This window comes from Pseudomonas sp. 2835 (genome assembly GCF_050435905.1).
In the GTDB taxonomy this organism is placed as follows: domain Bacteria; phylum Pseudomonadota; class Gammaproteobacteria; order Pseudomonadales; family Pseudomonadaceae; genus Aquipseudomonas.
Window position 1 is genome coordinate 133,894 of sequence record NZ_JBNDLE010000004.1, and the last position, 16,999, is coordinate 150,892.

The window sequence follows — 16,999 nt, forward strand, 5'->3', positions numbered from 1 at the left end:
GGTATCCAGAGCCTTGAGCAATAAAGTGGAAAGGCAAGCGCATCGCCCTTCCGATGTTTAATCGAACGCCTTTCCACAGCGTTCGAGTGGCGCTCCATTGAGCGCCGGGCCGCCCACCAATCCGACTTTTGCCAAGGGCTGAAAAGTCTTTGATTGCCGAGCAGAATGAAAAATTCAGGCAAAAATAAGAGGAAAATGACCCTTCGTCGTTTTGCCTTCATTGTTACAAATTATCACATAGCGATGGCCAGATGACTTTGAAGCAGGTCAAACCCTGATCATAGCGGGCTTTGCGCCAGATCCTAATCAGACGCATTTATTTACTTATCCTGTGGACCTATGAAAGGTTACGTCCTTATGACAAAACGATCATTCACACTGTGTCTTGCATTGGTTAGAACTGGTCTCAGGTTGTCACCGCAATGGGGCAACACTTCCGCTCGCGACGCCGGCAGCGAGCGCAAACCGGCAGAACGATTCTGCCCGACCTTCTAGAGGTCGACGGGACATTACAGTCAACAAGTGAGGGCAACACCCTATGAGAAGACTTAAGCGTGATCCGTTGGAACGAGCATTTTCACGTGGCTACCAATATGGGGTCACCGGCAAATCCCGCGAGCTTTGCCCCTTTACTCTACCGTCTGTACGCCAGGCATGGATCAATGGCTGGCGCGAAGGACGCGGCGACAACTGGGACGGTATGACCGGCACTGCGGGTATCCATAGACTCAACGAACTTCACGCCGTTGGCTGAACGAGGAACCGAATCCGATTACCATGCGCGCCCTATCCGGGCGGCGGGCTGAGGCCCAGGGGCCCCTTGAGGGGGCCCTTTTTTATGCCTGCGGTTTCAGCGCGGCATGGCCGCGATGGCATCCACGGCCTCACGGATCAGGGCCGGGCCCTTGTAGATGAACCCCGAGTAGATCTGTACCAGGCTGGCACCGGCGGCAATCTTCTGCGCCGCATGCTTGCCTTCGGTAATCCCGCCTGCGGCGATGATCGGCAATTTGCCGCCCAGCTCGCCGGCCAGCACCTTGACGATATGGGTGCTTTTTTCCAGCACCGGCGCACCCGACAGACCACCCGCCTCGTCACCATGCTGCAAGCCTTCGACGCCTTCGCGGCCGAGGGTGGTATTGGTGGCGATCACCGCGTCCATGCCCGACTCGACCAGGGCCGCGGCGACCAGCGCGGTTTCTTCATCGCTCATGTCCGGGGCGATCTTGATCGCCAGCGGCACATGCTTGCCGCGCTCGGTCACCAGTTGCGAGCGGCGCTCGGCCAGGGCGTCGAGCAGTTGCTTGAGCGAATCGCCGAACTGCAGGCTGCGCAGGCCCGGGGTGTTCGGCGAGCTGACGTTGACAGTGATGTAGCTGGCCTGGTCGTAGACCTTGTCGAGGCAGATCAGGTAGTCGTCCACTGCACGCTCAACCGGGGTGTCGAAGTTCTTGCCGATGTTGATGCCGAGAATGCCGCGGTACTTGGCAGCGCGCACACGGTTGAGCAGGTTGTCGACACCCAGGTTGTTGAAGCCCATGCGGTTGATGATCGCTTCGGCTTCCGGCAGGCGGAACAGGCGCGGCTTGGGGTTGCCCGGCTGCGGACGCGGGGTGACGGTGCCGATCTCGACAAAACCGAAGCCCAGCTGGGCAAAGCCGTCGATGGCCGCGCCGTTCTTGTCCAGACCCGCCGCAAGCCCGACCGGGTTGGCGAAGTTCAGGCCCATGACGGTAACCGGCAAGGAAGCCGGCGCCTTGGTCAGCAAGCCGTTGAGGCCCAGGCGGCCACCGGCGCCGATCAGGTCCAGGGACAGGTCATGGGAAGTCTCCGGGGAGAGCTTGAACAGCAGCTGGCGGGCCAGGGTATACATGGGCGGGTTTAGCTCGACGTGAGTGAGGGGGGCGATTATAGCGGTGGCGTCGCCCGGGGGACAGGGCCGCCTTGGCATATGCGTTGCTTGCACCCTGTGCAAACGCCTGCCACGCGAGCGGTACGGCCTGACCTTCGACACAGGCGCAATGACGTGACCAACCCTATTCCCGCAACCTCACTGGCCTGGGTCAACGGCAGCGATGCCCCGGAAAAGCCCTGCCTGAATCTCGGTTTCATGGCCCTGAGCGATTGTGCCTCGGTGGTGGTGGCCGCGACCCAGGGTTTCGCCCAGACCTATGGCCTGACCCTGAACCTGCGGCGCCAGAGCTCCTGGGCCGGCCTGCGCGACAAGCTGGCCAGCGGCGAGCTGGATGCCGCGCACAGCCTGTACGGCCTGATCTACGCGGTGCAACTGGGCATCGGCGGTAGCCCGGCCATCGACATGGCAGTGCTGATGGGCCTGAATCAGAACGGCCAGGGCATCAACCTGTCTGCTGCGCTGCAACGCCAGGGCGTGACCAGTCCCGAGGCGCTGGAGCATTTCGTGCACCAAAGCAGGACAAAACTGACCTTTGCCCAAACCTTCCCCACTGGCACTCATGCCATGTGGCTGTATTACTGGTTGGCCAGCCAGGGCATCCACCCGCTACACGACGTCAACAGTGTGGTAGTGCCGCCGGCACAAATGCTCGCGCACCTGCAGGCCGGGCGCATCGATGGCTTTTGTGTCGGCGAACCCTGGTCGGCAGGCGCCATCGCCCAGGGCCAGGGCTTTACCCTGGCCACCAGCCAGTCGATCTGGCCGGACCACCCGGAAAAAGTCCTGGGTTGCACCCGGGCCTTTGTCGAGCAATACCCCAACAGCGCACGGGCTCTGGTGATGGCCGTGCTGGCTGCCAGTCGCTTCATCGAGCAAAACAACGAAAACCGCCGCAGCACCGCGCAACTGCTCAGTGGCAAGGCGTACCTGGATGCACCGCTGGCGAGTATCGAGCCGCGCCTGCTTGGCCAGTACCAGGATGGCCTGGGCAACCAGTGGCAGGACCCGCACGCCTTGCGCCTGCATGATGAGGGCCGGGCCAACCTGCCGTACCTGTCCGATGGCCTGTGGTTCATGACCCAGTTCCGCCGCTGGGGCCTGCTGCGCGAGGATCCCGACTACCTTGCCGTGGCTCGCCAGGTCCAGCAACTGGCGCTATACCGCGATGCCGCCACGGCGATCGGCGTACCCTGCGGCGGTCCGGACATGCGCAGCAGCCAGTTGATAGATGGCAGCCGCTGGGACGGCAGCGACCCGCATGGCTACGCCCGCAGCTTTCGTCTGCATGCGCTGGCCGAATCACCCGCCGCCCTCGCCCGCCGCTAAAGGAGACGCCCACATGCTGCGAATCCTGCTGATCGACGACACCGCGAAAAAAGTCGGCCGCCTCAAAGCCGCCCTGGTCCAGGCTGGTTTCGAGGTGATCGAAGAGTCGGGGCTGACCATCGACCTGCCGGCCCGCGTCGAAACGGTGCGCCCGGACGTGGTGCTGATCGATACCGAGTCACCGGGCCGCGATGTCATGGAGCAAGTGGTGCTGGTCAGCCGCGACCGGCCGCGACCGATCGTCATGTTCACCGACGAACACGACCCCGGAGTGATGCGCCAGGCAATCCAGGCCGGAGTCAGCGCCTACATCGTCGAAGGCATCCATGCCGCGCGGCTGCAGCCGATCCTCGACGTGGCCATGGCCCGCTTTGAAAGCGACCAGGCACTCAAGGCCCAGCTGCAGGCTCGCGACCAGCAACTGGCGGAGCGCAAGCGCATCGAACTGGCCAAGGGCCTGCTTATGAAAATGAAGGAATGCAACGAAGAGCAGGCCTACACCCTGATGCGCCGCCAGGCAATGAGCAAGCAGCAAAAGCTGATCCAGGTGGCCGAGCAGATCATTGCCATGAGCGACCTGCTTGGCTGAGGGAATCTGGCCCGGCTCTTGCTATCACCACAGGACAGGTAGCCAACGGCGGTTGCCCCCTCCACGACAAAGACGTCGCACTCCCACTCGCACAAGCGGGTCGGGTGGCGACGTCTTTTTCGTTTCCGTCCCTGTTCAACGAGGTGTTCGATGAATACGAGTTTCTGGAAGTCCGGGCATGTCCCCACCCTGTTTGCCGCCTTTCTGTATTTCGACCTGAGCTTCATGGTCTGGTACCTGCTCGGCCCGCTGGCGGTGCAGATTGCTGCCGATTTGCAACTGACCACCCAGCAGCGCGGGCTGATGGTGGCTACGCCGATCCTTGCCGGGGCGATCCTGCGTTTTGTCATGGGCCTGCTGGTGGATCGGCTGTCGCCCAAGACCGCCGGGTTGATCGGCCAGGTGATTGTCATCGTCGCACTGTTCTGCGCCTGGCGCCTGGGCATCCACAGCTATGAACAGGCGTTGTTGCTCGGGGTGTTCCTCGGCGTTGCCGGCGCCTCGTTTGCCGTGTCGCTGCCGCTGGCCTCGCAGTGGTACCCGGCGCAGCACCAGGGCAAGGCCATGGGCATTGCCGGTGCGGGTAACTCCGGCACGGTGTTCGCCGCCCTGCTGGCCCCGGCCCTGGCCGCGGGCTTTGGCTGGAACAACGTATTCGGGTTTGCCGTGATCCCGCTGCTGCTGACCCTGGTGCTGTTCAGCCTGCTGGCGCGCAATGCCCCCGAGCGGCCCAAACCCAAAGCCGTGGCCGACTACCTCAAGGCCCTGGGCGACCGCGACAGCTGGTGGTTCATGTTCTTCTACAGCGTCACTTTCGGTGGCTTTATCGGCCTGGCCAGTGCCCTGCCCGGCTACTTCAATGACCAGTACGGCCTGAGCCCGGTGACGGCTGGCTACTACACTGCCGCCTGCGTATTTGCCGGCAGCCTGATGCGCCCGCTCGGCGGTGCCCTGGCTGACCGCTTTGGCGGCATCCGCACCCTGCTGGCGATGTACAGCGTCGCCGCCATCTGCATTGCCGCCGTCGGCTTCAACCTGTCCAGCGCGGTGGCTGCCCTGGCCCTGTTCGTCGCTGCCATGCTCGGCCTGGGTGCCGGCAACGGCGCAGTGTTCCAGCTGGTACCGCAACGCTTTCGCCAGGAAATCGGTGTGATGACCGGGCTGATCGGCATGGCCGGCGGTATTGGCGGTTTCCTGCTCGCTGCGGGCCTGGGGACGATCAAGCAGCACAGCGGCGACTATCAACTGGGCCTGTGGTTGTTCGCCAGCCTCGGTATTCTGGCCTGGTTCGGCCTGCACGGCGTCAAGCAACGCTGGCGCACCACCTGGGGCTCGGCGGCGGTCACCGCAGCGCGGGTCTGAGGTGATGCCATGAGCCTGCAACTGAGTTTTGCCCAGGCCAGCGCCAGCGGCCCCCGGGAGGAAAACCAGGACGCCCTGCGCCTGGTCACCCCCAATCCGGAACTGGCCGCCAGCAAAGGCTACCTGTTCGCCCTCGCCGATGGCGTCAGCCAGTGCGCCGATGGCGGCCTGGCGGCGCGGGCCAGCCTGCAGGCGCTGGCCCTGGACTACTACGCCACGCCCGCCACCTGGGGCGTGGCCCAGGCCCTGGACCGCCTGCTGCTGGCGCAGAACCGCTGGCTGCGCGCCAATGGCGGCGGCCAGCCGTTGCTGACTACGCTCAGCGCCCTGGTGCTGCGTGGCCGGCGCTTTACCCTGGCGCATGTCGGCGACTGCCGGATTTACCGCTGGGCCGCCGGGCAACTGCAACGCATCAGCGAAGACCACGTCTGGGACCAACCCGGCATGCAGCACGTACTCAAGCGCGCCCTGGGCCTGGACCAGCACCTGCAGGTCGACTATCTGGAGGGCGAACTGCAGGCCGGCGAGTGTTTCGTGCTGCTCAGCGACGGCGTCTGGGCCAGCCTCAGCGAAGCGCAGATCCGCGCAGTGCTGCGTGAACAGATCGACCTGCAGGACGCCGCCCAGACGCTGGTCAGCTCGGCCCACCACAGCGGCAGCCAGGACAATGCCAGCGCGCTGCTGGTGCGGGTCGAGCGCCTGGGGGCGAGCAACCTCGGTGATTCGCTGGCGCAACTGCAGCAATGGCCGTTGCCAGCGGCGCTGCGCAGCGGGCAGACGATTGACGGTTGGCAAGTCGAGCAGCAACTGGGCCACAGCCGTCAATCCTTGCTGTATCGCGTGCGCGACAGTCAGCAACAGGCGTGGCTGCTGAAAACCCTGCCGGCAGAACGCAAGGACGAACCCGGCGCCCAGCAAAATCTGCTGCTCGAAGAATGGTTCCTGCGCCGAGTGGCCGGGCGTTGGTTCCCCGAGGTGCACCCGGCCAGCCAGCGCCAGCACCTGTACTACCTGATGCGCGAATACCCAGGGCAAACCCTGGCGCAACGGTTAGCTGGTACTGGACCCTTGCCGCTGGTGCAGTGGCAATCCCTGGCCCGGCAACTGCTGCAAGCCGTGGGCTCGCTGCACCGGCGCAACATCCTGCACCGCGACATCAAGCCTGAAAACCTGCACCTGGGCGATGACGGCCAACTGCGCTTGCTGGATTTCGGCCTGGCCTACTGTCCGGGGCTCTCCGAAGACCGCGCCCATGAGCTGCCGGGCACGCCATCGTTCATTGCCCCGGAAGCCTTTGAAGGCGCGCCGCCCAGCCCCCAGCAAGACCTGTACAGCGTGGGCGTAACGCTGTTCTACCTGCTCACCGGGCATTACCCCTATGGCGAAATCGAAGCCTTCCAGCACCCCCGTTTCACCCAGGCGGTCAGCGCCGCACGCTATCGTCCGGACCTGCCCGGATGGCTCGAGCACACCCTCGCCCAGGCACTGCTCGCCGATCCACAGCAACGCTTTGAAACCGCCGAGCAATGGCTATTGCTGCTCGAACAGGGCGAACGCCAGCAACCGAGCGTGCGCCCACGACCACTGCTTGAACGCGAACCCCTGAAGGTCTGGCGCGGCCTGGCGCTGCTGTTCTTGCTCCTTGATCTGGTCCTGCTGATCTGCCTGTTCAAAGGCTGATGGCCAATACTGCCAATGAGGAAATCACCATGAATGCAAAAGTCTGGCTGGTAGGCGCAGGCCCAGGCGACCCTGAGCTGTTGACCCTGAAAGCGGTACGCGCTCTGGGGCAAGCCGCTGTCGTGATGATCGATGACCTGGTCAATCCAGCCATTTTGCAACACTGCCCCGACGCCCGGGTCATCGCCGTGGGCAAACGCGGCGGCTGCCGCTCCACACCACAGGCCTTCATTCAGCGCCTGATGCTGCGCCATGCCCGTCAGGGGCGTTGCGTAGTGCGCCTCAAGGGCGGCGATCCTTGCATCTTCGGCCGCGGCGGCGAAGAAGCCTGCTGGCTGCACGCGCGCGGCGTCGAGGTCGAAGTGGTCAATGGCATCACCGCCGGTCTTGCCGGGGCCACCCAGTGCGGCATTCCCCTGACCCTGCGCGGGATCAGCCGTGGTGTCACCCTGGTCACCGCCCATACTCAGGATGACAGCCCATTGAACTGGCAGGCGCTGGCGGCGTGCGCCACAACCCTGGTGATCTACATGGGCGTAGCGCGCCTGGCCGATATTCAGCAGCAACTGCTCGCCGCCGGCATGCCGGGCAGCACGCCGGTGGCGATGATCGAGAACGCCTCGCTACCTGGGCAGCGCGCCTGTCGCAGTCCGCTATACCAGCTCCTGCAACGCGCCGCCGAATTCGAACTCAAGAGCCCGGCAGTGCTGGTGATCGGCGAGGTGGTCAATGCCGCTGGCACACTAGAGCTGCAGCCGCAAGCGCTCGACGGTGTGGCGCTCGATCTCGTCTTCACTCAACCAGGTACGCCGCTTGCGCTGCTCGCGCAGTAGCGGCACCTGGTCATCATAGTGCTTGCCAGGGCTGCCATCGGCGGCGATAAACCCCGATTGCCCGGGTGCCGCCAGTTCAAAGCCGCTGACCTTGCCCTCGCTGAGCACGACCATGTTGTTTTCAGTACCCAGGTTCATGCTTGGCGCCAGGGCGTGCTCTTCGCTTTGCAACGCTTGCGGGACGCCCAGGAAGTTCTTGTGGGCAAAGCGCAAGGTCGAGACTCCCTGGCGCCAGGTCGACACCTGCGGGCCTTGTTCGCGCTTGAGCTGGGCAACGCTCAGGCGCAAGGCCTGGAGCATCAGCTCATCGACGTTGTGGCCGTTGAACAGATCGAAGGGCAAAGGCTCGCCTTGCTCCTTTGCCCTCAACGCCCGGTACAGCACCTTGGTGCCCACCGAAATGTTGTGACTGCCCGGCGAGCTGGCGCCGGGTGCGCTGTAACCGGTATCGGTAAACCAGCCGGCCTGCGCCGATGGCAACTGATCGGCCAGGGTCAAGGCAAGCATCTGTCCGAGCCAGCGCCGAAAGATCGCCGTGGCAGGTTGGTCGTAGAAACCATCGCGATTGTTGTCCAGGTCCTGATAGTCCCAGGCCGCCAGCGCCTGGTGGACGGCAGCGAACTCCGCTGGCAAGCGTTCGCTCAGCGCCAGCAGGCGCGGCATGAAATAACGCGCATTGGGGTCCTCGAACGCAGCCTCCATCATCAGGCTCCAGGCTTGCTCCGGGGTGAAGCGGTCTTGCTGGCGCAACCGCACATCGAGCACCTCGTATCGATCGGCAGCACCCCAGGCATACCACCATTGGTCCGGCCCGGGGAAGCCTTCTGCAGGCTGGTTGTTCCAATTGGCAATGTAGCCACTGGCCGGATTGAACACCTGCGGATTGGAAGCGAACGGCAGGAACCCCTGCCATTCATAGTCGCCATTGCCCGGCATCGGCAAGCGACTGTCATGCCCTTGCAAGCGCACCGGATAACGACCGCCAAGGGCATAGCCAATGTTGCCTTGCTGGTCGGCGTAGTACAGGTTGACGTTGATCGCCGAGCGCGCCACCTGGGCCAGCCACTGCGCGTGATTGCCAGCCTTGGCCACCTGGTTCCAGGCCATCAGGGTCGCCAGCTCCTGGCCTTCCCAACCGCGGCGGCGAGCATAGGCCACGCCCTGCTCAGGCAGATGCTCGAACACCGCGCCCTGGACACTGCGATACACCGTGAGTTGTTGAGGCGCTTCACCTTTGACCGCAATTGTTTCAACCCGCTGCTCAAAATCCCGATAACGCCCCTGGAACCAGTACTGGTTCGGGTTCTGCGGGTTGAGCTGGAGCCGATAGACATCGACGTTGTCCCCCGCTCCCCAGGTGCTGCCCCAGGATATCTCGCGGTTGTGACCGAACTGGATCAGCGGATAGCCAAACGGGCTGTTGCCAACCGCATCGTAGCCAGCCCCGTGCAGGCCTATGGAATAGGTATAAGCGGGCTGGAAGAAGCCGAATTGCGGACCGTTGACCAGAATTGCCCGGGCATCGGCGCTCTTTTTTGCCCCCAGAAGGATGATATTGCTGAAACCGCGCCCGCTACTGGGGCCTATCGGGTGAACGACACGCATCGGCAACGGAGGCTCTGCTGCCTTGCCTGCTGCCCGTGGCAGCACCGCCCCACTGCGCCGTGACGGGTCCCACTCGCCGCGGGCGATAGTGGTCGGCGCCTGCGGGTCGTCATTGGCCAGCAGCAATTCGAACAGTGACTGCCCGTCCTTGAGCCCATGCTTTTCGATCAGCCCGGCCAGCAGGTTCTGGTTGTCCAGTTCCGTGTTGTAGTCACCAAAACGGTTGATCATGGAACCGACGTAAACCATCGCCACATCAAACGCCGTCCAGGGCCCGGGTTGAAATTGGTAATACGAAAGCTGCTTGGGCAACAAGCCGTCAGGGCGCTGTTCAATCTCGCCAAGGTGGCGGTTGATACCGTCTGCGTAGCCCTGGAGTATCTGCAGCTCCTGGGGGGCCAGCGCTGCCAGCTGTTGGGCAATGGCCTGTGGCGAGTATTGCCGGCGAATGCCCTCATCGAAGGCCAGGTAGTCGCGCCCTAGCACCTCGGCCACCCGCCCCTGGGTGGTGCGCCGGGACATCTCCAATTGAAACAGGCGGTCCTGCGCTATGGCATAACCGTAGCCATAGAACAGCCGGTACGGGCTGTCGGCATAAACATGTGGCGTACCCCATTGGTCACGCTTGATCAGGATGTCACCTTCGGGCTGCTGCCCGACAATCTGGCAGCCCGCCATTGCCATGGACACGGCCAGCAATCCCCCAAGGCGCAATAGATGCCCCATTCAACCCCCAAAATCAGATACAGATTTTATTTTTTTGAATAAACAACCGTATCACTTAAAACTTCCCTTCTCGCCAAAGGAAGTTTGTCCAAGCGTTACAAACGGCGTCCTGCCAAGACTGGACTACAATGATCGAACTCCGCAGGGAAGTGAGACAGACAGTAAGTACTCGGAGCTTACTTTCTTCGGAGGATCCGCCATGAGCGTTACTGTCATCTGGAACTGGGCACGTTCGGCGCAAATGCCCAACAGCGAAACTATCGCCACCCTGGTAGCGCGATCACGCCACTACCGCCATCCCGACTCGGTGCATATCGCCTACCCCACCACTGTTTCAGTCCCTTTGGGCGAGCTGCCCGTCGGCAGCCATCGCATCGCCATCGTCGGCGCTGGCGTAGCAGGTATTACTGCCTTGTACGAGCTGTCACGGACACTCACAGGTGGTGCGCAGATCGAAGTCGACCTGTATGACAATGATCCGGATCACTTTCTGCGGGTGCAGCCAACCAAAAGCGACGAAAGAGCTGTGCGCACCGCTGGTAAGCGAGCCGGGCGGGTCAGTGCGGCCAGGGCGACCACCGGCCTGGGTGGCAGCGAAACCGAAAGATCGGTGTACGAAATCGGCGCCATGCGCTTCCCGGAAATTGCCGGGCTGACCTGGCTCTACGCCAGCCGGGTGTTCGATCCTGGTACTCAGGTCAATGTCTTCCCCAATCCTGGCAAGATAGCCACCGAATTCGTCTTTGCCGATCGTGTTGATCGTTATGCCAATGGCCAATGGCTGGATCCGCAATCCCCCACTCGCCAGGTGTTTGCCCTGGTACTCAAGTACTTCCCGGGTGTAAACATCGAAAATGGCGAGCTTACTGGCGCCTCGCTGTTCAAGATCGGTAGCCGCGACCCTGCTGTAGTTGCCGGGATTCTGGCACAAGAAGCACCGGCCGCAGGCGAGCTGAACAGGATCGAAGGGGACTGGGCCACATTCATTCGGGACCATGACGCCACGACCTTGGCTGGGGCAATCCGAAAAATCATGGAGCATGCCAGCGCCCAGAGTGAGCTGCCGGTTATTCCCGGCTTGAGCCCCGCCGAATCGGTTAACTACTGCGTAGAATTGTTCGGCCGCTTCGGTTTCGGCACCGGTGGCTTCAAACCGCTGTACAACATTTCCCTAGTGGAAATGATGCGCCTGGTGCTGTGGGACTACAGCAACGAATACACCTTGCCGGTGGAGGAGAATGTACAGTTCATCGAACGGCTGTATCAGGCCGCACTGTCCATAGGCGGTAGCCAATTGAAGGTCAACTTCCGCAGCGCCCGCGTCAGTGACGTTTATCACAGCACGCAGACGGGCAATCGCTCCGCCAATGTCTGCTACTACCCGGCCGATACCCCGCAACCGGCCCTGATCGAAGAGCGCTACGACTATGTCGTGCTGGCCATGCCCCAGGATCAGCTCAGCCCGCTGGTCAAACGCGCCGGTCACAACCCAGAGGTCACGCCCAGGCTCCAGGCCGGTGATCAGTATCTCGGTTTGCAGCCTCGCACGGTAATCAATACCCAGCCGTCCCTGCAATTGAGCCGGACCCATAGCGCGCCCAACGCACGCATGGCCAGTGCCATCAGCCAGTTGCACATGACTCGCACCTCGAAAGTATTCGGTCTGATTCATAACGATGAAAGCAGCGGGCCCCAGGTGCCGACTTTCAACGGCGACCCTATCCAGGCCGTGATCAGCGATACAGGGCTTGCCGCCAGCTACATCGTTCCCAGCACCCTGAGTGGCCAGCCATACTCAAGCTTCCTCGCCAGCTACAGCTGGGACGACGACTCGACCCGCCTGCAACATGACTATGACCAGTACCCGCAAAACCCCGACAACGGCAGTGAACAGCAAAGCACCCATTACATGTTCCAGCGCATGGTCAATCGGGTCGACCATGAGATCTACGACCCCGAGACCGAGAGATACAAACGCTGGTGGTTCGGCTCGCTATTGAACAAGGTCGAAGGCGATGGCCGCCTGGTGTTCGACTGGACCACTAACACCAGTGCCGGCGGCTTCAAGCTGGACATGTGCGGCGATCACTACCAGAGCAATCTGTGTTTCCGTTATCACACCCATGCACAGAACAACGCCCTGGATAACCGATTTTTCCTCGCCTGTGACAGCTACAGTCACCTGGGAGGCTGGATTGAAGGGGCATTCATGAGTGCGATCAATGCAGTGGCGGGGGTTGTGGTCGCCGCCAACGCCGGCTCGATCAACAGCCTCAACGTCGAGGCGCGCAAGCTGTTCACCACCTTGACAGCGGTTGCCTGAACGGCAAATCGCAGGCAAAGAAAAGCCCGGCCTAGGCCGGGCTTTTCAGTAGGGCTTGGACCAATTACTTGGCTTGGGCTTCTACTTGTGCTTCTACGCGACGGTTAACAGCGCGACCAGCGTCGGTGGCGTTGTCAGCAACCGGACGGGTTTCACCGTAGCCAACCGATTCAACACGGTTCGACTCAACACCGTACTGGTTGGTCAGAACTTGCTTAACGGCGTTTGCACGACGCTCAGACAGTTTCTGGTTGTAAGCGTCAGGACCGACGGAGTCAGTGTGACCTTCAACAGTGGTGGTGGTCTGTGGGTACTGCTTCATGAAGTCAGCCAGGTTCTTGATGTCGCCGTAGCTGTTTGGCTTGACGACCGACTTGTCGAAGTCGAACTTGACGTCCAGCTCAACACGGACGACTTCAGCAACAGCTGGGCAGCCATCAGCGTCAACGGTAACGTTGGCTGGGGTGTCAGGGCACTTGTCGACGTTGTCGCAGACGCCATCGTTGTCGCTGTCGGAGCAGACTTCAGCAACTGGAGCAGGAGCGGCTTCAACCTTGCCACCGCTGCCACCGAAGTTCAGACCCAGACCAACGGTCGGACCCCACTCGGTGTTGCCGTTGTCGATGTTGTACATGGCTTCAACGCCAGCACGGGCGAAGAACATGTCGGTGATGTACCACTTGGCGCCAGCGCCAACGTTGGCGAAGGTGGAGTGGTCACGGCCGTTACGGGTAGCTTGACCCAGGCTTTCGTGAGCGAAACCAGCCGAAACGTAAGGACGCAGAGCGTCGCCGACGGTACCGAAGTGGTAGGTAGCGTCCAGCTTGGCCTTGGAACCTTTGATGTCTTTGTTGAAGACTTCGCCACGAACGTTGTGAGTCTCGTTGTAGCCCAGGTCCAGGGACAGGTCGTCGGTCAGGAAGTAACCGAGGCGAACACCAGGATTGGTGCCGTCGTTCTTGAAGTTACGTTCGCTGTCGTAGTACTGCTTGGTGACGTTGCCTTCAATTTCGACTGCGCCTTGGCCTTGTGCCAGAGCGCCGAAGGAAGTTGCGGCTACAAGAGAACCAATGGCCAAGCCCAAGGTGTTTTTCAATTTCATCCGTTAAATCCCCATCTGGTGATAGTTAAGCAGTCCCACCAACATCCGGGGGACAACTCGACGGCAAGTCTAGCAGAACTTGCCGGTACGTTAGAGATATTTGCGCGCCACTAAGTTTCAGCAAGGCCCGCAAATTTCTCACGTAGCTTGTCAAGCGCACGCTTGTACCGCATTTTCGTTGCGCTCAGGCCCATGTGCATGATATCGGCGATTTCCTGAAATTCCAGTTCTGCGACAAATCGAAGCACCAGAATCTCGCGGTCAATCGGATTGACATGCACTAGCCATTTGTCCAGCCCGCCTTTCTCTTCCGGTTTTGGCGCCTTCTCTTCCGAGGCCTCCTCGAGTGGATCAAGACTCAAGGCATCCATCAGTCGACGTTTGCGCCGCTCCTTGCGGTACTGGGTGATGCATTCGTTGTAGGTGATGCTGTAGAGCCATGTCTTGAACTTCGATTTGCCCTCGAAGTTCTTCAGCCCATAGAGCACCTTGAGCATCACCTCCTGACAGACATCGTCAGCGTCCCGATCGTTCCCTAAATAACGTGCACAGACGTTAAAAAGGGTCCGTTGGTAGCGGCGCATGAGCTCCTCATACGCGCGGGTAACATGAAACAGCTCCTCATGCGAACGCGCCACCAACTCCTCATCAGTGAGCTCGCGGGGGTCGTAACGCATGGGCAGCGAGTGAACTTTATTCAAAACGGATCTGGCCGACAGTCAGGTCAATGTCGCCGCATACCCCTGCCTGGGGTATTTTTGCGGCGGCATACATTAGCAGGATTTGCCCGGTTAGCGGCTATTGACTCGCTGCTCAAGCAGAATCCGGTTGGACAACGACACCAGCTCGCCGTCGTCGGTCAGCAGGGTCGTCTTGACCGTGCCGATCTCCTCGATCTGCCCTTCGACCTCGCCAATCCGCACTTGTTGGCCCACTTGATACAGTTCACGCACGTAAATTCCGGCCAGGATCTGCCCGGCAATTTCCCGGCTGCCCAGGCCCATGGCCAGCGCCACGGCCAGACCAACGGTAATCAAACCGATGACGATCACGTGGTTGAGCAGGTCGGTCTTGACCTCGAGCTGGCTGATTGCCACCGAGATGCTGATGATGATCACCAGGCCCTGGGCGATACGCCCGACGCCTGCGGCATATTCCAGGCCGATGCCTTCGGCGGCGCCGCGCACCAGGCCATTGACCAGTTGTGCCAGCAATACACCCGCCAGCAGCACCAGCGCCGCGCCGAACACTTTCGGCAGGTACAGGGCGAGCATGTCGAGGGTAGCCGAGACGCGCTCAAGGCCCAGGGATTCAGCGGCGGAAACCAGGAAAATCAGCAACACGAACCAGTAGACGATCTTGCCGATCAGGGTCGAAATCGGTACCTGGATGCCAACCCGGCTGAGCATCTTGGTCAGGCCGGTGCCGCCCATCAGGCGATCCAGGCCGAGCTTGGCCAGCAATTTCGACAGCAGGGTGTCGAGCAGCTTGGCCACGACGAAACCGAGCAGCACCACAACCAGGGCGCCGAACAGGTTGGGGATGAAGTTCGCCACTTTGGTCCACAACGCTGTCATGGCGGTGACCAGGCTCTGGGTCCAGAGATCAAGTTCCATATTCAATCGGCCTTATCAGCTTTACGAGCGGTAGCGTTACGGCGCACCGGCGCGACATGCGCCGAGCCATTGTTCACGGCAATCATCAGCGCCTGGCTCCAACGGCCCAGCAGGCTGAACAGATCGCCCGCACCAACCTGGCGGTTGGCGGTTTTCAGGACCCGGCCCAAACAGGCATCGTCGTCACGGTCCTGGCCGGACGGCGATGCCTTGAGCAGGTCTCGCAGAGATTCTTCAAACGGATCGTGCATAGGCACCTCGCGCAATATCTGTCAAAGACGAGGTCGCCAGACAACGGGTCACATGAACCGTCCAGGCAGTTTGTGACTGCACGTTCACATATTTCATCGTCATACCCAGCGCAGGCGGCGGAACAACCACCATTGCCCCAACGCCAGGGCCAGCACCAGCAGGCTGGCGAAAAGAAAGCCGTAAGGGCTGTCGGAGCCGGGAATACCGCCGACGTTGATGCCCAGAAGCCCGGTGACGAAGCTCATGGGCAGGAAAATGCAGGTAATGATGCCGAAGCGGTACATGGTCCGGTTCATCCGCTCGCTGCGGCGCCGGTCCTCGCTCTCGAGCACCAGGGCGGCGCGCTCGCGGGTCAGCTCCAGCTCTTCCAGGTAGCGGGTCAGGCTGTTGTTGAGCTCGTTCCAGTAATCGGCGTCTTCGGCGGCGAACCAGCTCCACTTGTTGCGCGCCAGTTGCGCGTAGATTTCCCGCTGCGGGTTGAGAAACCGCCGAAGCCCCGCCGCACGCCGGCGGATCTGCTGCAGGCTGCCCTGGTCCGGGGCATAGCGCTTGTCGGCTTCAAGCTTCTCTTCTTCGACATCGACCACTTCCGAGAGGTCGCTGATCAGCGCCTGGACCTTTTCGGTCAGCAATTGCGCCATGCTCAACAGCAGCTCGGAGGCGGTTGTCGGCCCGCGGCCTTCGGCCAGTTGCTGGAGCAGCTCGTCACTGGCGCGCAATGGCCGCAGGCGCAACGAGATCACCCGCTGGGCCTCGGCGAAGATGCGCACTGAAACCATGTCTTCGGGCTCGGCACCGGGGTTGAGGTTGACGCCGCGCAAAAACAGCAGCATTTGCGCATCCGGCAGAGGCAGCAGGCGTGGACGGGTGTTTTCCTCCAGCAACAGGTCGCAGGCAAACTCGTTCAGGCCGCTGTCGTGGCGCAACCAGGTGCGGGTCTGCGGGTGACTGCGGTCCCAGTGCAGCCACAGGCTTTCCTGGGGCTGCAGCGCGAGGGCGTCCAGTTCAGTTCGGGCGATCGCACGGGCACCGCCTTTTCCATCCAGCACCAGGGCATGCACCAGCCCCCATTGCGCGTTTTCTTCCTCGAACATCCCTACCCCACTGACCGGTTTCAGAGCTTTACTCAGGCATTTTCAACGGGCTTGGCGAGACGATCACGCCATTGTTGTCGGCGTAGATGTATTCGCCCGGGCGGAAGGTCACGCCGGCAAAAGTCACCGGGATGTTGACCTCGCCAACACCGCGGCGTACCGATTTCAGCGGGTGGCTGGCCAGGGCCTGGACGCCAACGTCGGTCTGCGCCAGGACATCGACATCACGCACGCAACCGTAGATCACCAGGCCTTGCCAGTGATTCTTCGCCGCCTTTTCGGCGAGCATGTCGCCGAGCAGGGCATGGCGCAGCGAACCGCCGCCATCGACCACCAGGACCTTGCCGGTGCCATCGAGCTCGACTTGCTCTTTTACCCGCGAGTTGTCCTCGAAGCACTTGATGGTGACGATCTCACCCCCGAAGGAGTCGCGGCCGCCGAAGTTGCTGAACATCGGCTCCAGCACCTGCACCAGTTCCGGGTAGGCGTCGCACAGATCAGGGGTGATGTAATGCATGGGAAACTCCTGTCGATTATCGAGACGATGAATGTCGCAGTTTCACTCAGTGAACGAGG

The 16,999-nt window shown here is 61.6% G+C and carries 15 protein-coding genes; 7 read left to right on the forward strand and 8 right to left on the reverse strand.

Going from position 1 to position 16,999, the window contains the following annotated elements:
* Positions 1-538 precede the first annotated feature (538 nt).
* Positions 539-754, forward strand: coding sequence for a ribosome modulation factor (gene rmf, locus ABIE20_RS06925; RefSeq protein ID WP_010223328.1), 216 nt, complete (start codon positions 539-541; stop codon positions 752-754).
* Positions 755-850: 96 nt separating this feature from the next.
* Here rmf and ABIE20_RS06930 read toward each other — a convergent pair whose 3' ends face one another.
* Positions 851-1,873, reverse strand: coding sequence for a quinone-dependent dihydroorotate dehydrogenase (locus ABIE20_RS06930; RefSeq protein WP_429503886.1), 1,023 nt, complete (start codon positions 1,871-1,873; stop codon positions 851-853).
* Between the two features lie 153 nt (positions 1,874-2,026).
* On the opposite strand from ABIE20_RS06930, the gene ABIE20_RS06935 reads away from it, so the two are divergent.
* From ABIE20_RS06935 to cobA, 5 genes are all read left to right on the forward strand, one after another.
* Entirely contained in the window at positions 2,027-3,241 is a 1,215-nt protein-coding gene (locus ABIE20_RS06935) for a CmpA/NrtA family ABC transporter substrate-binding protein (RefSeq protein WP_429503888.1), read from the forward strand.
* A gap of 13 nt (positions 3,242-3,254) precedes the next feature.
* Entirely contained in the window at positions 3,255-3,830 is a 576-nt protein-coding gene (locus ABIE20_RS06940; protein WP_429503890.1) for an ANTAR domain-containing response regulator, read from the forward strand.
* Positions 3,831-3,980: 150 nt separating this feature from the next.
* Complete coding sequence (locus tag ABIE20_RS06945; protein ID WP_429503892.1) at positions 3,981-5,192, forward strand: nitrate/nitrite transporter; 1,212 nt, start codon at positions 3,981-3,983, stop codon at positions 5,190-5,192.
* Between the two features lie 9 nt (positions 5,193-5,201).
* Positions 5,202-6,872, forward strand: coding sequence for a protein kinase domain-containing protein (locus tag ABIE20_RS06950; RefSeq protein WP_429503894.1), 1,671 nt, complete (start codon positions 5,202-5,204; stop codon positions 6,870-6,872).
* A 29-nt stretch (positions 6,873-6,901) separates the two neighbouring features.
* On the forward strand, positions 6,902-7,705 hold the full coding sequence (cobA, locus tag ABIE20_RS06955) for a uroporphyrinogen-III C-methyltransferase (RefSeq protein ID WP_429503896.1): 804 nt from the start codon (positions 6,902-6,904) through the stop codon (positions 7,703-7,705).
* On the opposite strand, the gene ABIE20_RS06960 is transcribed toward cobA, so the two are convergent.
* Complete coding sequence (locus tag ABIE20_RS06960) at positions 7,616-9,994, reverse strand: penicillin acylase family protein (RefSeq protein ID WP_429504272.1); 2,379 nt, start codon at positions 9,992-9,994, stop codon at positions 7,616-7,618. The two genes, cobA and ABIE20_RS06960, sit on opposite strands and share 90 nt — an antisense overlap.
* Before the next feature lie 241 nt (positions 9,995-10,235).
* Between ABIE20_RS06960 and ABIE20_RS06965 the strand changes: the two genes are divergently transcribed.
* Complete coding sequence (locus ABIE20_RS06965; RefSeq protein WP_429503897.1) at positions 10,236-12,359, forward strand: hypothetical protein; 2,124 nt, start codon at positions 10,236-10,238, stop codon at positions 12,357-12,359.
* A gap of 64 nt (positions 12,360-12,423) precedes the next feature.
* Here the strand turns inward: ABIE20_RS06965 and ABIE20_RS06970 are convergent, their stop codons facing one another.
* The 6 genes from ABIE20_RS06970 to rraA form a co-directional block, all read right to left on the reverse strand.
* On the reverse strand, positions 12,424-13,461 hold the full coding sequence (locus ABIE20_RS06970; protein WP_429503899.1) for an OmpA family protein: 1,038 nt from the start codon (positions 13,459-13,461) through the stop codon (positions 12,424-12,426).
* Between the two features lie 110 nt (positions 13,462-13,571).
* Positions 13,572-14,138: an RNA polymerase sigma factor SigX gene (gene sigX / locus ABIE20_RS06975; protein ID WP_036990388.1), complete on the reverse strand. Its 567-nt coding sequence runs from the start codon at positions 14,136-14,138 to the stop codon at positions 13,572-13,574.
* A 114-nt stretch (positions 14,139-14,252) separates the two neighbouring features.
* On the reverse strand, positions 14,253-15,077 hold the full coding sequence (locus ABIE20_RS06980; RefSeq protein ID WP_038994250.1) for a mechanosensitive ion channel family protein: 825 nt from the start codon (positions 15,075-15,077) through the stop codon (positions 14,253-14,255).
* A gap of 2 nt (positions 15,078-15,079) precedes the next feature.
* Positions 15,080-15,334: a CrfX protein gene (locus tag ABIE20_RS06985; protein ID WP_371128640.1), complete on the reverse strand. Its 255-nt coding sequence runs from the start codon at positions 15,332-15,334 to the stop codon at positions 15,080-15,082.
* 93 nt (positions 15,335-15,427) lie between these two features.
* Positions 15,428-16,423, reverse strand: coding sequence for a zinc transporter ZntB (locus ABIE20_RS06990; protein ID WP_429503901.1), 996 nt, complete (start codon positions 16,421-16,423; stop codon positions 15,428-15,430).
* 28 nt (positions 16,424-16,451) lie between these two features.
* On the reverse strand, positions 16,452-16,940 hold the full coding sequence (gene rraA / locus ABIE20_RS06995; protein ID WP_429503903.1) for a ribonuclease E activity regulator RraA: 489 nt from the start codon (positions 16,938-16,940) through the stop codon (positions 16,452-16,454).
* Positions 16,941-16,999: the final 59 nt, after the last annotated feature.